17 protein-coding genes, 1 tRNA gene and 1 pseudogene are annotated in these 13,091 nt (G+C 55.0%); 13 read left to right on the top strand and 6 right to left on the bottom strand.

Annotated elements, in window-relative coordinates; all coding sequences use genetic code 11:
• Positions 1 to 130: 130 nt before the first annotated feature.
• Positions 131 to 487 carry a CC_3452 family protein gene (locus EUU25_RS00090; RefSeq protein ID WP_158897458.1) on the bottom strand — a complete coding sequence of 119 codons (357 nt, stop codon included), beginning with the start codon at positions 485 to 487 and terminating at the stop codon, positions 131 to 133.
• Between the two features lie 196 nt (positions 488 to 683).
• Between EUU25_RS00090 and EUU25_RS00085 the strand changes: the two genes are divergently transcribed.
• The 8 genes and pseudogenes from EUU25_RS00085 to EUU25_RS16660 all read left to right on the top strand — a co-directional run.
• Complete coding sequence (locus tag EUU25_RS00085) at positions 684 to 1,202, top strand: winged helix-turn-helix transcriptional regulator (RefSeq protein WP_158897457.1); 519 nt, start codon at positions 684 to 686, stop codon at positions 1,200 to 1,202.
• 210 nt (positions 1,203 to 1,412) lie between these two features.
• Positions 1,413 to 1,940 (top strand): CarD family transcriptional regulator, encoded by a 528-nt coding sequence (locus EUU25_RS00080; RefSeq protein ID WP_143776229.1) that lies wholly within the window; start codon positions 1,413 to 1,415, stop codon positions 1,938 to 1,940.
• A gap of 106 nt (positions 1,941 to 2,046) precedes the next feature.
• Entirely contained in the window at positions 2,047 to 2,796 is a 750-nt protein-coding gene (locus EUU25_RS00075; RefSeq protein ID WP_158897456.1) for a head GIN domain-containing protein, read from the top strand.
• 10 nt (positions 2,797 to 2,806) lie between these two features.
• Positions 2,807 to 3,433, top strand: coding sequence for a class I SAM-dependent methyltransferase (locus tag EUU25_RS00070; RefSeq protein ID WP_158897455.1), 627 nt, complete (start codon positions 2,807 to 2,809; stop codon positions 3,431 to 3,433).
• The gene (locus EUU25_RS00065; RefSeq protein WP_158897454.1) at positions 3,388 to 4,146 is read left to right on the top strand and encodes a GIN domain-containing protein; all 759 of its coding nucleotides are present in this window, start codon (positions 3,388 to 3,390) and stop codon (positions 4,144 to 4,146) included. Before EUU25_RS00070 ends, EUU25_RS00065 begins: the two co-directional genes overlap by 46 nt.
• A complete protein-coding gene (locus EUU25_RS00060; protein WP_246162811.1) occupies positions 4,143 to 4,655 on the top strand; it encodes a DUF192 domain-containing protein in 513 nt (170 codons plus the stop codon). Before EUU25_RS00065 ends, EUU25_RS00060 begins: the two co-directional genes overlap by 4 nt.
• Before the next feature lie 40 nt (positions 4,656 to 4,695).
• Positions 4,696 to 5,082 carry an NADH:ubiquinone oxidoreductase subunit NDUFA12 gene (locus tag EUU25_RS00055; protein WP_158897453.1) on the top strand — a complete coding sequence of 129 codons (387 nt, stop codon included), beginning with the start codon at positions 4,696 to 4,698 and terminating at the stop codon, positions 5,080 to 5,082.
• Positions 5,079 to 5,495, top strand: a pseudogene (locus EUU25_RS16660) (DUF2155 domain-containing protein); the annotation flags it as partial. The gene EUU25_RS00055 and the pseudogene EUU25_RS16660, both read left to right, overlap by 4 nt.
• A gap of 35 nt (positions 5,496 to 5,530) precedes the next feature.
• Here EUU25_RS16660 and aat read toward each other — a convergent pair.
• Positions 5,531 to 6,295: a leucyl/phenylalanyl-tRNA--protein transferase gene (gene aat / locus EUU25_RS00045; protein ID WP_158902938.1), complete on the bottom strand. Its 765-nt coding sequence runs from the start codon at positions 6,293 to 6,295 to the stop codon at positions 5,531 to 5,533.
• A gap of 174 nt (positions 6,296 to 6,469) precedes the next feature.
• Between aat and purC the strand changes: the two genes are divergently transcribed.
• Positions 6,470 to 7,249, top strand: coding sequence for a phosphoribosylaminoimidazolesuccinocarboxamide synthase (gene purC, locus EUU25_RS00040; RefSeq protein WP_143776235.1), 780 nt, complete (start codon positions 6,470 to 6,472; stop codon positions 7,247 to 7,249).
• Positions 7,250 to 7,255: 6 nt separating this feature from the next.
• Positions 7,256 to 10,153, top strand: a complete 2,898-nt coding sequence (locus EUU25_RS00035; RefSeq protein ID WP_158897452.1) for a M16 family metallopeptidase — start codon at positions 7,256 to 7,258, stop codon at positions 10,151 to 10,153.
• Here EUU25_RS00035 and EUU25_RS16485 read toward each other — a convergent pair whose 3' ends face one another.
• Positions 10,154 to 10,306 (bottom strand): hypothetical protein, encoded by a 153-nt coding sequence (locus EUU25_RS16485; RefSeq protein WP_170226820.1) that lies wholly within the window; start codon positions 10,304 to 10,306, stop codon positions 10,154 to 10,156. It lies immediately after the preceding gene.
• A gap of 179 nt (positions 10,307 to 10,485) precedes the next feature.
• Here EUU25_RS16485 and purS point away from each other — a divergent pair, with 179 nt between their 5' ends.
• Positions 10,486 to 10,719 (top strand): phosphoribosylformylglycinamidine synthase subunit PurS, encoded by a 234-nt coding sequence (gene purS / locus EUU25_RS00030; protein ID WP_158897451.1) that lies wholly within the window; start codon positions 10,486 to 10,488, stop codon positions 10,717 to 10,719.
• Positions 10,719 to 11,384, top strand: a complete 666-nt coding sequence (gene purQ / locus EUU25_RS00025) for a phosphoribosylformylglycinamidine synthase subunit PurQ (protein ID WP_158897450.1) — start codon at positions 10,719 to 10,721, stop codon at positions 11,382 to 11,384. Before purS ends, purQ begins: the two co-directional genes overlap by 1 nt.
• Here purQ and EUU25_RS00020 read toward each other — a convergent pair.
• Positions 11,337 to 11,747, bottom strand: coding sequence for a hypothetical protein (locus tag EUU25_RS00020; protein WP_158897449.1), 411 nt, complete (start codon positions 11,745 to 11,747; stop codon positions 11,337 to 11,339). The genes purQ and EUU25_RS00020 overlap by 48 nt on opposite strands.
• Positions 11,747 to 12,478: a queuosine precursor transporter gene (locus EUU25_RS00015; protein ID WP_158897448.1), complete on the bottom strand. Its 732-nt coding sequence runs from the start codon at positions 12,476 to 12,478 to the stop codon at positions 11,747 to 11,749. Before EUU25_RS00015 ends, EUU25_RS00020 begins: the two co-directional genes overlap by 1 nt.
• Positions 12,479 to 12,536: 58 nt before the next feature.
• Here EUU25_RS00015 and EUU25_RS00010 point away from each other — a divergent pair.
• A tRNA-Arg gene (locus EUU25_RS00010) sits at positions 12,537 to 12,613 on the top strand.
• Positions 12,614 to 12,734: 121 nt separating this feature from the next.
• On the opposite strand, the gene EUU25_RS00005 is transcribed toward EUU25_RS00010, so the two are convergent.
• On the bottom strand, positions 12,735 to 13,091 hold a 357-nt coding region (locus tag EUU25_RS00005), incomplete at its 5' end, for a transaldolase family protein (protein WP_281346998.1).

Raw genomic sequence — 13,091 nt, 5'->3', positions numbered from 1 at the left:
GTGGCGCGTCGATGGTGAAATTTCTCCATCAAGGCACTCCGGTGCATAGGTATTTCGGCACTCTGTGTACCGGTTCGCAAACCGGTTCGGGGGTAAGGAGGAGAGAGGTACCGAAAAATCTGTTCAAAAATCAATTCTTGGCAATTACTTCCTTCTTGCTGCCATTGCAGGCGGCAAGTTCTTCAGCGGTGAATACGCGGTCACCTGCCGAGAAGGCCGATACTTCGCCAAATTCGCGCGCGATGCTGATGCACATATTCTTGGGTGCGGTCGAGGCCATCGGAGCGCGGCAGGCGGTGCCTTCGCACTTCACGAAAACGCTGCGCAGCAATTCCTGCTTGGATGCAGCGGGCTGGGCCAGTTCAACCTTGTAGTAAGGACCGCTCGATGCGGCATGTGCCTGAGGAGCAACGAACAAAAGAGTAGCGCTGATTACAGATGCAGCGGCCAGTGCGCCAAAACGCGCAGAAACATGGGAGAGGGTCATTGTCGTATCCTTTTTAGCTTTGCATGGTCTGCAGAACGACAACCGGAACTTTTGTTGCCTCGTCGGCGTTCTGCGCTTCTGGAAAACCAGTTGCGAATCACTACCTATTAGATTAGGTTTCTAGTTGCAACTTAAAACTGATTAGGTGTTGCATTTTTTTCCAGAGCGGCACAGGCTGTCGCCAAGAGGATGGATTATGGGTGAATTGAGAGAGTCGCTGAATGATATTTTCGAATGCGGATTACCCACCGCATTGGAGGCTATGGGCGAACGATGGTCGTTTATGATTTTGCGCGCCGCGTTCAACGGCGTGCGTCATTTTGAGGAATTCCTCACCGAAATCGCCATTGCGCGTAATATTCTGGCCAATCGCCTGACCCGATTGACCGAAAGCGGTATATTGCATCGCACGCCCTGCCCCGACGACCGGCGCAAGGTGGAGTACCGCTTGACGGAAAAGGGCCTGGATCTTCTGCCGACCATGATCGCGTTGCGGCAGTGGGGCGAAAAATGGGGCACTGGCATCCCTTCCAACCCGGTTCTTGTCGACGAACAGGATCGCCAGCCGATCTTACCCGTCAGCATCCGCAGCCACGATGATCGCGTTCTGGGACATATGGACCTGTGCTGGATGAATTCAGCCGATATCAAACCGATAAGCTTCCAGGACCATGAAGACGATGACAACCGGGTGCGTAAATTAAGCGCCATCTGAGTCGCGTTATTGACATCCGGTAAAGCAGGCATTGAAATTTTATTGCGAATCTGTTACACTCTGTGTCGACAGGCCAAATATGGTCATCGATTGCGCTGACGATAGTGCCAGGCAATCGGAAACGTGCAAGGGACGAACCGAACAGTCTTATGGGTAACTATCGTTACCGGAAAAGCGAATTCATCCCAAATAATCAGAAAGGGTCCGTACATGACGTCCACCGCGGCGATATTTGATGTAGGTGATTATGTAGTTTATCCGAAGCACGGCGTAGGCCGTGTGATCGAACTGCAGGATTCCGAAATCGCAGGGATGCAACTCCAACTTTATGTTTTGCGTTTCGAAAAAGAAAAAATGACCCTTCGCGTGCCCTTTAACAAGGCAGAAGGCGTCGGCATGCGGAAGCTGTCATCCGACAAGACCTTGAAGGAAGCGATGCACACCCTGACCGGCAAGCCCAAGGTGAAACGCACCATGTGGTCGCGTCGCGCGCAAGAATATGAAGCGAAAATCAACTCGGGCGATCTCGTATCTATCGCCGAGGTTACCCGCGACCTTTTCCGCCCCGATGACCAGCCAGAGCAGAGCTATTCGGAGCGTCAGATTTTTGAAGCCGCGTCCAGCCGCCTCGCACGTGAATTGGCTGCGATGGAAAAGACGGATGAGAAAGCCGCGCTGCAAAAGATACTCGCTGTACTGAACGAAGCAGCGCCGCAATATTACGAAAAAGCGGAATAACAGTTTCCTTACCGGAAATCTGAAGGGCGTCGGAAACGGCGCCCTTTTTTTTGTTGCGTGGCATGGCCTGACGTGTATTATTCAAGCAATACACATGGAGTAGATCATGAAAAAATCGCTTTTGCTTATTGCCCTCGCCGCCATGCCTTTGTCCGCTTGCGGTTATTCCGTCATGGACGCGGCAGAGGATATTTCCGGCTCGGACAATGGCTTGGCCAATGGAACAAAAATTGGAACATCGGCGTCGGCTACCGGCTCCTTTACCAAATTAGAGGGCGTTGGTCCGGACAATATCATTTTTGTCGTTGGCGATAGCTTTAGCATCAAGGCCGAAGGAACCGACGAGGCGCTAGCCGCGCTGCGCTACAAATTGGACGATGGAGCCATTCGCATCGGGAGAACAAAGGGCAAATGGTTTGGTGAGGGTGCCAAACCTGCAACGATAACGATAACTGCACCTTTTCTGAGCCAGGCCTCCTTGGCGGGATCCGGAAATTTCGCAGCGGACACAATGGATGCTGAGGAACTGGATCTGGAGATTGCAGGTTCCGGGTCGATCAAAGTTGGTTCGCTGACCGGGCGCAAACTGGAAACCAATATCGCAGGATCGGGCGAAGCATTTTTGGCAGGTAAAGTCGATAAAGCGAAATATTCCATCGCTGGCGCCGGCACCGTCGATGCGGCGAAGCTTGTGTCGACCGATGCCGAGGTGAACATTGCAGGGTCCGGAGACCTGAAACTGAACGCTACCGGCACGGTAGATGTCTCAATTGCAGGAAGCGGTGATGTCGATGTCACCGGCGGCGCGAAATGCACCACCTCGAAAATGGGGTCTGGAAACGTCAATTGTTCGTGAGTCGCCAACCATGAACGGTTTCTGGGACAAACATGTTGTTCCGCGCCTAATCGGATGCGCATGCCGCCAGCCTGCGATCATGAAGGATCGGGCCAAGATTGTTCCACGTGCATCGGGCGATGTACTGGAACTGGGGTGCGGCGGTGCCGCGAACTTGTCCTTTTACGATTGGTACAAAGTGCGCAGCCTTTCGGGCATTGATCCGTCAGCCGAACTTCTGGAGCGTGCGCAGGCGGAACTGGCGCACGCCGGCCGTAAGGCAAATTTCGCAATTGGCGTGGCGGAAGCCCTGCCCTTCGCCAGCGGCAGTTTTGATACCGTTGTCACAACATTCACCCTGTGCTCCGTGCAAGACCCCGCCGCGGCACTTTCAGAGGCAAAGCGCGTATTGAGACCGGGTGGCAAATTGCTTTTCGTCGAACATGGCCAGGCTCCTGATGCCGCCCCCGCCAAATGGCAGACGCGGATTGAACCTGCCTGGAAACATATTGCCGGTGGTTGCCATTTGACCAGACCGGTAACACAGGCCATATCCGCTGCGGGTTTTGCAACAGAGGGGTTGCATGGCCATTATATGAAAAGGACACCAAGATGGCTGGGCTGGGTAGAATGGGGCGAGGCACGCGTAGTATCCTAGCAACCCTGCTGCTTTTTAGCAGCGCTGCGCCGGCACAGTCCGATAAGGCGATCGAGCGCAAACTATTGGTGGCGAGCTTTGAAAATATCGTTGTGATAGGTGATATGAGTGTATCCATTACAACGGGAAAGGCGCCCTCGGCGATCGCCAGCGGTGACAAGCGCGTGCTGGATTCTTTGAAATTAGAGCGTGTCGGAACGACCTTGCGGGTGCGCTTGCAAAATATCATCAATAACAACCTTGGCGTTCCTATCACGGCACCTCTGCGCATTACGCTGACCACTCAAGATATTAAGGACGTCACGCTGAGCGGTAATGGCAAGCTATCAATATCTGAAGTGAAGCAACCAAATCTCGTACGTATGCTGCTCGCAGGAAATGGTGCAATCGCCGTCGGCAAGCTTACTACTGATCAATATAACGCCGCGATCAACGGCAACGGGAAAATTGACCTTGGTGGAGGTAGCGTTCGCGACGCCAAGGTTACAATCGAAGGCGCCGGTGTCTATGAGAGCGAAAAAGTCCGCACCCGCAAATTGCGGCTGGAACATGTGGGCAATGCCATTTCAACCGCGACAGTTGAAGAGGGGACCGACATCTACAATCGTGGATCCGGAAATATCACCATCGGCGGAAAGGGTACGTGCTTTTTGAAACAGGCAGGATCTGCGTCGATTAACTGTGCAAAAGTCGATACAGGATCCAGCAAATGAATAAAACCAAACTCATCCGGTCCGGGATTATCAGTCTCGCAATAGCCTTGTCGGCATGCACCATGCCGGCAAACAGCAAGAGCTCAACAGGTGGCTGCGGATCATCCACGCCATTGGCGGCATCGCCCGCTGGACTTGCACAAACCAGCCTGTGTATCACAAGTGGAACAAAGACCCGGCAGTTCACCGTGGAAATTGCGCGCACATCCATGGAACAGGCCAAAGGTATGATGTTCCGCACAGAATTGGCGGACAATGCGGGGATGATTTTTCCATTTCCGGAACCCAAAGTGGCCAGTTTCTGGATGAAAAATACCGTGATCCCGCTCGACATCATCTTCATTCGGGCGAACGGAACGATCGAGAGTATTGCCGAAAATGCGATACCCTATTCGACTGCACCTGTTGAAGCCGGCGAACCCGTCGTTTCCGTACTGGAATTGCGTGGCGGCTTGACGTCCGAACTGGGCATATCCGCGGGCGACAAGGTCGTCTGGCAATCCAAATAGGGATTGCACACGGCACCGGTTCGCCCTAATCGCTCCAACCATGGGTATCCTTGGAAAAATCTTCACTTGGTGGGACGGTGCCACCATCGGCACGTCCCTGTATAGCTGGCGCAAAGGCAAGTCGGTCGGCCAGGACGACGCCGGCAACAGCTATTACGAATCGGCGGACGGCAAGCGACGCTGGGTCATCTATAATGGAGCAAATGACGCAAGCCGCGTTTCGCCGGACTGGCATGGCTGGCTTCACGGAACCCATGATGGCAACCCAGAAAGCTATTTGCCACCTGTGCGCGGATTTGAAGCGCCAGCAATTCCAAACTTAACGGGCACGGATAATGCCTATCGCCCGTCCGGTGCCATTGAACGCGGCGGACGGCGCGCCCGCGCAACCGGCGATTATGAGGCGTGGAGTCCCGACGCATCATGACATTATATCGCGGCCTGATGCTGGTGCCATTTTTGGCCGTGCTCGCCGCATGCGGATCCTCTGGCGAGGACGACGCTGCTCTTGCCCCGACAAAGTCGGGCAAACCACAGGCAACCCGTGACAAGATCGTCGCAACAGGCGCTGAGTCATTAGGAACACCGATGGCCGAACGCGTTGCTGTTTTGGGTTTGCTCAACAAACGCAACGGTCAAACCCGTGACATTGAATTAAAGCCGGGTGAGGCAATACGCTTCGGCAAAGTCGTTGTGCGTGTCCGTGCTTGCGAAAAAACGGCACCATGGGAAACGCGTCCGGACGAAGGCGCTTTCGTGCAACTGATCGTGAACGAACGGCCACCGGGCACAACGCAATCCGAACGCTGGCGTCAGGTATTCTCCGGCTGGCTTTTCAAGGAAAATCCGGCCGCGAATGTCGTCGAACATGCAATTTACGATGTTTGGGTCAAAGCCTGCAAGATGAGCTTCCCGGGCGAAGACGAAGCGGTAGATGAAAAATCCTCTGATACAGCACCTGCCCCTGCGGCCAAAAAGCCGTCCAATGCGCCCCAGACGCCCGCTCCTGCTGAAACACCGGATGACGCAGGCGCCGCGGACAGCACTACCGAAGCTTGAAAATCCCGTCCTAAGGATTGCTGCAGAAGGACGAGATAGTCCTCTTGTGGCATTTCTACGGCCCCCAAACTCTGCAAATGGGAGGTCATGAACTGGCAGTCCAGCAAGGTAAATCCTCCGACTCGCAGACGCGCAACGAGCCAGGCCAACGCCACTTTCGACGCATCGGTCGCTCTTGAAAACATGCTTTCGCCGAAAAATGCCCGGCCCAAAGCCATGCCGTAAAGCCCGCCAACCAGCTTTTCATCCTCCCAGCATTCAACGCTATGCGCGTATCCGCGCCGGTGCAGTTCGCAAAAGGCATCCTCAATATCGGGATTGATCCACGTGTCTTGCCGCCCCTCATTTTTGGCGGCGCATGTCGCGATCACGCGCGGAAACACGGTATCCGCCGTCACACGGAACCGGTCCTGTCTTATGGTTTTGGCCAGCGACTTGGACAATTTAAACCCATCCAGCGGCAAAATCGCCCGCATTTCAGGCTCGATCCAAAATGTATCGGGGTCATCGCGCGCATCGGACATGGGGAAGATGCCGCTTGCATAGGCCCGCATCAGCAAATCGAGATCGATGGACAAAATGCGGTCCTTTTCCGGATCGGAGTAAATGTGCGCAAAGGGCACTGATTATTCTATCTCGAATTGCACCCGTGCTTGCAATGGCTTATAGCCACTTTACTAGCCCCGGCTGTGTCGAGTCCACGCAGGACCTGCGCTGCCGGGGCATATCATTTCACGTTAAGTCAGGGACCACATATGACCCGCCGCCGCAAAATCTACGAAGGCAAGGCCAAGATCCTTTATGAAGGTCCCGAACCCGGCACGCTGATCCAATATTTCAAGGACGACGCGACCGCTTTCAATGCCCAGAAAAAGGGCACCATTTCCGGTAAGGGCGTGATCAACAACCGCGTGTCGGAGCATGTGTTTACGCGGCTGTCGCATATCGGCATTCCGACGCATTTCATCCGCCGCCTGAACATGCGCGAGCAGCTGATCCGTCAGGTCGAAATCGTCCCTATCGAAGTTATCGTGCGCAATGTTGCTGCCGGTACATTGTCGAAGCGCCTTGGAATCGAAGAAGGCACGCCGCTTCCCCATACACTTCTCGAATATTGCTACAAAGATGACAGTCTCGGCGACCCGCTGGTTGCCGAAGAGCATATCGCATGCTTCGGCTGGGCCAGCCAGGAAGAGATGCAGGACATCAGCTCGATGGCGATCCGCATCAACGATTTCATGTGCGGTATGTTTGCTGCCATCGGCATTCGCCTGATCGACTTCAAACTGGAATTCGGACGGCTTTTCGATGGCGATTTTTCGCGCATCATTCTGGCGGACGAAATCAGCCCGGACGGCTGCCGTCTCTGGGATATCGAAACCGGCGAAAAGCTTGATAAGGACCGTTTCCGCCGCGACCTTGGCGGTGAAGCCGAAGCCTATCAGGAGGTTGCGCGTCGCCTGGGCCTGATGCCCGACGAAAGCGAAGGGGCTGTCCTCGACATGGTCAGCCATCGTCTGCGCAAGGGGAAATAAATCCGGGTGGCGGTACGTCGGTTTTGGCCTGTCTTTGCGACGGCTTTCCTATTCTTCGCAACTGCCGCCAACGCTGCGCCGGATAAAGCCGTCCCCGGCACAGAGCGGACGGCCCCATGGAATGCCGAAACCTCTGATCTGGAACCGGATTCGAGCATAATCTACGGCCGACTGCCCAACGGCGTCCGGTACGCGATCCGGCCAAACCAGCGCCCTCAGAACCAGGTCATCGTGCGTATGACCGTCGATTTCGGCTCTGCCGCCGAAACCGAGGACGAACAGGGTCTGGCCCATTTCATAGAGCATATGGCGTTCAACGGTACGACCAACGTCCCCGAAGGGGAGATGGTCAAAATGCTCGAACGGTTGGGGTTGTCCTTTGGCGCCGACACCAATGCGTCCACCGGCTATACGCAAACCCAATATAAGCTCGACCTGCCCCGCGCCGATCCCGCTTTGCTCGAACGATCCCTGTTTCTGATGCGGGAAACAGCAAGCGAGATTCTCTTTAACGAAAGCGCGGTCGACGCAGAACGTGGGGTCGTCATTGCGGAAAAGCGCGAACGTGAAAATTTCGGCTTCCAGAGTGCGCGGGCGGCGAACAATCTCTTTTACCCGAACACCTATTTCGCAACGCGTTATCCCATAGGGCAGCAGAATATTCTTGAATCTGCCCCGGCAGAACGGATGCGCGCACTCTACAGAAAATGGTATCGTCCCGACCGCATCAAAATCATCGTTGTCGGCCCTGTCGATGTGTCCACGGTCGAACAAGAGATTGTCCGCAAATTTGCCGACTGGTCGAACCCAGGGCCCGGTTTGCGGGATTTCGATACCTGCACTGTGGATACAAACCGAAATGCAGCGGCCGACATGTTTGTGCATCCCAAAATTAGCGAAGGCATAAGCGTCCAGCAATTTTTCCCGGATCGAATGCGTCCCGATACGATCGAGCGGGCATTGGTCGAACTGAAGATGCAAATTGCGTCGTCCATCATCGTACAACGGATGAGCAGGCGTTCCCGCGAAAATGATATTCCCTTCCTGAGCGGCGGGACAAGTTTCGGGATCGGGTTCTGCGATAGCTATGCCCGGGTCGGGTTCAGCGCATCGGGCAAGGACGGAAGCTGGCGCGAGCTCTTACCTTTTGCGGAACAGATCGTCCGGCAGGCGACGCGCTATGGCTTTAGCGAAGCCGAGATATCGGAGCAGTTGAAGCGCTTTGACGCCAGCTATGACAATGCCCGTAAAAGTGAGGCCACAAAGCCCAGTGTCGCGATTGCCAATGAGCTCACCGCCATTGACGAAGACGTGTTGAACTCTGCGGCCTATCGCCAGTTGCTCTGGCGGCAGCTTCGGCCGTTTATGACCAAATCGGCCATCGACACCGAATTTGCCGGCTGGTTCGGTCGGCTGGACAAACCGTTGCTGTTCCTGACAACAAAGTCGGGAGAAGGCTTCACCAAAGATGATCTGCTCGACCAATTTGCAAAAAGCCGCCAAACCGAAATAGCGCCCCCCACTGACCGTAAAGAGCAGGATTTTGCGTATACCGATTTCGGCGCACCAGCGACGGTCGTCTCGGACACGCGCATCGCGGACCTAGGTATCCGCACCTTACGTTTTTCCAATGGCGTACTTCTCAATATCAAAAAGACCGACTTTGAAGATAACCGGATACGCTATTCCCTCCGGATCGACGGCGGCGAGCTGCATTTCGGTAAGGAAAATGCGCCCCTCGCCGCGCTGATGTCCGGTGCCTATATCTCGGGCGGGCTGGAGGCGCATGACATAGAAGATCTTCGATCCTTGCTTGCGGGGACGACTGTATCGACAGGATTTAGCGTTTCGGATGACTATTTCGGCAGCAGCGGTGCCATCGCGCCTGCGGATCTGGAACGGCAGCTTCAAGTGATGGCGGCGTATACAAAATACCCGGCCTATGCGGACAATGCCCTGCGCCTTTTCCGCAGGCCACTTCCGGAACTCTACGCCCGGCTGGATGCCACGCCGGGTTCGGTGATGGGCACGTCAACGCCCAAGATTATGACCGACAATGACCCGCGGTTCAGCATTGCCCCCTTGGAAACGATGCAGTCCGTCAATTTCGCCATGCTCAAGACGGCACTGGATGACAGTCTGCTGAAGAACCGCCTGGAGATTGCCCTTGTCGGCGATGTAGACGAGGACGCAGCCATTGCCAGCGTCGCGCGCACATTTGGTGCATTGCCGGCCCGCAATACAGAAGCCGTTACCACGAGCAAACAACGCGAAACGGCATGGAGCGCCACACGGGGTACGTTCAATTTGCCGCACAAGGGCGAGGCAAATCAAATGGGCTGGCGGCGTATCTGGCCGACCACCGATGACAGTGATCAAAAGGTCAGCCAAGGCATGGACCTTCTTGCGCGGATCGTGACGATCCGGCTGACCGACGAACTGCGCGAAAAACTTGGCGCTACTTATGGAGGTGGCGCGAGTTCATTCATGTCCAATGTCTATCCGGGCCGTGGAACCTTTGCCATCGCGACAAGCGGCGACCCCAAAGACCTGCCCGCAATTGAAGCGGCCGTTGACGCGATCATCGCGGAACTGCGTGCGGCGCCCGTTAACAAGGATCTGTTTGAGCGCGCACGAAAGCCTGTGCTGGAAAGCTATACTGACTGGAAAAAGCAGAATGGGCCCTGGATCGGAATAGCCGCTATTGCGCAGACAAACCCCAAAAGGCTCGACCGGTTCCGTAATAGCGAAGAGCTGTTCAAGACCATCACGACCGACGACATTTGGCAATTGGCGAAAAAATGGCTCGAACCGTCGGCGCCGTTCACATTTCGCGCAGTACCGGACGAACTTGTCGATGTAGATGGAAGTTTGCGACAGGCGCCCTTGGCACCTGCAAAATAATCAGCCTTTGGTTTTATATCCGCAGACGATGCCGAGAATGAACGAGATAAACAGACCAAGCTGAACCTCGTCATTGGCGACGCCGGACCAGCCGAGCATTTCATGCCCGAAGGCAAAAAGCCCGATGAACATTGCCGTTGCCAATCCTACCATAGGTTCCTCCAATTGGCCTAAGTGCCGCCACGAACCATTGTGGTCACCGCGCTTACACCGGATACCGTCAATGCGGGATTGCAGTACATGGTTAAAATTCGGTTATCGCGCACTGCCCTCTTGTTTCAAAATGCGTGCGTTCTATAGGAGGCGAACGGTCCGTAACACAGGTGTAGCCCATGAAAACCCGCGTCTTTGTAACCTTGAAAAATGGTGTTCTTGATCCGCAGGGCAAGGCTATTCACCACGCCATAGAAAGTCTTGGATTTTCAGGCGTACACGACGTGCGCGCCGGACGCCTGATCGAGATTGAACATGAGCCGGGACTTTCCCAGTCCGATCTGGAGGCCATGTGCAGCAAATTGCTGGCAAATATGGTCATCGAAAATTTCGAGATTGAGCAGGCTGCCTGATGCGCGCCGCAGTTATCCAATTCCCCGGCTCCAACTGCGACCGCGACATGGCCGTTGCGATACGCCAAATTATGGGCGCGGATACAAGCCTTGTCTGGCATCGCGAAACAACCCTCCCGGATAATCTGGATCTGATCGCCATTCCGGGCGGATTTTCCTATGGTGACTATTTGCGGTCAGGCGCAATGGCGGCCCGTTCTCCGGTTATGCAAGCCGTTGTGGCCGCGGCCCACCGAGGTGTTCCGGTGCTGGGTGTATGTAACGGATTTCAGATTTTGACCGAGGCGGGACTTCTTCCAGGTGCTCTCATGCGTAATGCGGGCATTCGTTTTGTATGCCGAACAGTCCGGCTTACCGTCGAAAACAGCCAGTCGCTCTTTACCAGCCAATATGACAGCGGGGAAAACATCGCCATTCCGGTTGCCCATCATGATGGCAATTACTTCGCTGACGCCGCGACACTCGACCGTCTCGAAGGCGACGGACGCGTGGCATTCCGCTATGCCGAACCGGTGAACGGATCGTCACGCGCGATTGCAGGCATCCTCAATGACTCCGGCAATGTTCTCGGAATGATGCCGCACCCCGAACGCATGATCGAAGATGTGCACGGGGGATCAGACGGTCGCCGACTCTTTGAAGGGTTGATCCGCCAGATCGCTTGACGCGTCAGGATCGGGAGCAGGCCGGGTTACTTTCAACCGGCGTGGGAAAAGAAACCTCCCAAGAATGACAATGATCGTCGGCCAGAACATGGTGTTGTATATGTCGTGCATCGCGGAATCTAAACCAGCCTCGTCGGGGGCCGCACCGCTTAGATCCGCATATTCATTGAACAGTTCGGCCAAAAACACGACGAGCCAGCACCACAAGCTGTCCGGTCTTCGTCGGAACAATATTGCCGAAACAAACAGGAGGAGTAGCGACATATGAATATGCATCGCGTCGTTCGTCAGACCGACATATTCAATCAGCCTGATCTTGTACGCGATCCAACGTTCAGCCAAGTGCTGTAAAATTTCTTGCATTACACTTTCGTTTTGAATGGCGAGAAATCCGTATCCTCGTCAAATAGGTCAACGCCTTCTTTTCGCTTGAGCCAGCCAACTACGATGTAGGTCACGGGTGTGAGAACGACTTCCCAGCCCACTTTCAAAAGCCAATTGGTAATCATGACCGTAACAACTTGTTCCGTGCTCCACACGCCCAAAAAGGCCAGTGGATAGAATATCACGCTATCCACCCCTTGGCCGACCACGGTAGAGCCGATCGTCCGCGACCAGAGATGCTTGCCTGCGGTCCAGATTTTCATCCGCGCCATGACATAGCTGTTTACAAACTCGCCCGCCCAAAAAGCAGTTATCGATGCAGCGACGATGCGCCAGACTTGGCCAAAAACCGACTCATAAGCCGCCTGCCCTTGCCATCCGGCTGCCGGTGGCAAGGATACGACCACCCAGCTCATAAACGCCATGAAGATAAGGCCGACAAATCCCGCCCAAATGACACGGCGTGCGCGGGCATAGCCATAGACCTCGGTCAGGACATCGCCGATGACATATCCCAGCGGAAAAAAGAGAATGCCTGCACCGAAGACCCATTGCTCGCCATTCAGCGTCAGAGCGGCCGGTTTCGCGGCGCCGATCACATTCGACAACAGCAAAACAGCCACAAAAGCGGCCATGACAAAATCATAATAGCGAAAATGGCGCCCGCTGGCGGCATTAGCGCTCTCTGTCAAAATCGGAGTATCCTGCATGGCGATGACATAAGCAGCTTTGCAGCCGCGCGCAAAGTGGTTATTGCGCTCCCAGCGCGCGCCCTTAGCTCAGCTGGATAGAGCGCGAGACTTCTAATCTTGAGGCCACAGGTTCGACTCCTGTAGGGCGCGCCACGCAGTCCGCGACATCGCATTTTCCCACAGACTTCTGCTGGCTAGCGCCACAGAATAGTGGCCGGCTGGACAATTAGGAAAGCGGCTAGACGAAGTCCTGCGCACTCGATCTACCCGATTTTCACCCGATCGCCTGCCCTGTTTTCGCCCAATCGGCGAGGAAGCCTTCAATGCCCTTGTCGGTGAGGATATGCTTGAACAGTCCCTTGATGACGGCAGGCGGTGCGGTCATGACATCAGCGCCGATCTTCGCCGCCTCAAGAACATGGATACCATGGCGGACGCTCGCCACCAAAATCTCGGTGCCGAAATCATAATTGTCGTAAATCAGACGGATGTCGCTGATCAACTGCATCCCGTCAAAGCCGTTATCGTCGTGCCGCCCAACAAAGGGCGAGATAAAGCTCGCGCCTGCTTTTGCGGCCAGAAGCGCCTGATTGGCCGAAAAGCACAAGGTCACATTGACCATCGTCCCCTC

It is taken from the genome of Sphingorhabdus lacus (assembly GCF_009768975.1).
In the GTDB taxonomy this organism is placed as follows: Bacteria; Pseudomonadota; Alphaproteobacteria; order Sphingomonadales; family Sphingomonadaceae; genus Sphingorhabdus_B; species Sphingorhabdus_B lacus.
Note: the sequence above shows the minus strand (reverse complement) of the source record. Positions and strands in the feature narration are given on the sequence as shown.

Coding starts and splice junctions, on each gene's coding strand:
- purC (WP_143776235.1), top strand. CDS start 6,470: ATGACCCGCCGCCGCAAAATCTACGAAGGCAAGGCCAAGATCCTTTAT.
- EUU25_RS00020 (WP_158897449.1), bottom strand. CDS start 11,747: ATGCAAGAAATTTTACAGCACTTGGCTGAACGTTGGATCGCGTACAAG.
- EUU25_RS00090 (WP_158897458.1), bottom strand. CDS start 487: ATGACCCTCTCCCATGTTTCTGCGCGTTTTGGCGCACTGGCCGCTGCA.
- EUU25_RS00080 (WP_143776229.1), top strand. CDS start 1,413: ATGACGTCCACCGCGGCGATATTTGATGTAGGTGATTATGTAGTTTAT.
- purQ (WP_158897450.1), top strand. CDS start 10,719: ATGCGCGCCGCAGTTATCCAATTCCCCGGCTCCAACTGCGACCGCGAC.
- EUU25_RS00060 (WP_246162811.1), top strand. CDS start 4,143: ATGAATAAAACCAAACTCATCCGGTCCGGGATTATCAGTCTCGCAATA.
- EUU25_RS00085 (WP_158897457.1), top strand. CDS start 684: ATGGGTGAATTGAGAGAGTCGCTGAATGATATTTTCGAATGCGGATTA.
- EUU25_RS16485 (WP_170226820.1), bottom strand. CDS start 10,306: ATGGTAGGATTGGCAACGGCAATGTTCATCGGGCTTTTTGCCTTCGGG.
- EUU25_RS00065 (WP_158897454.1), top strand. CDS start 3,388: ATGGCTGGGCTGGGTAGAATGGGGCGAGGCACGCGTAGTATCCTAGCA.
- EUU25_RS00055 (WP_158897453.1), top strand. CDS start 4,696: ATGGGTATCCTTGGAAAAATCTTCACTTGGTGGGACGGTGCCACCATC.
- purS (WP_158897451.1), top strand. CDS start 10,486: ATGAAAACCCGCGTCTTTGTAACCTTGAAAAATGGTGTTCTTGATCCG.
- EUU25_RS00075 (WP_158897456.1), top strand. CDS start 2,047: ATGAAAAAATCGCTTTTGCTTATTGCCCTCGCCGCCATGCCTTTGTCC.
- EUU25_RS00015 (WP_158897448.1), bottom strand. CDS start 12,478: ATGCAGGATACTCCGATTTTGACAGAGAGCGCTAATGCCGCCAGCGGG.
- EUU25_RS00070 (WP_158897455.1), top strand. CDS start 2,807: ATGAACGGTTTCTGGGACAAACATGTTGTTCCGCGCCTAATCGGATGC.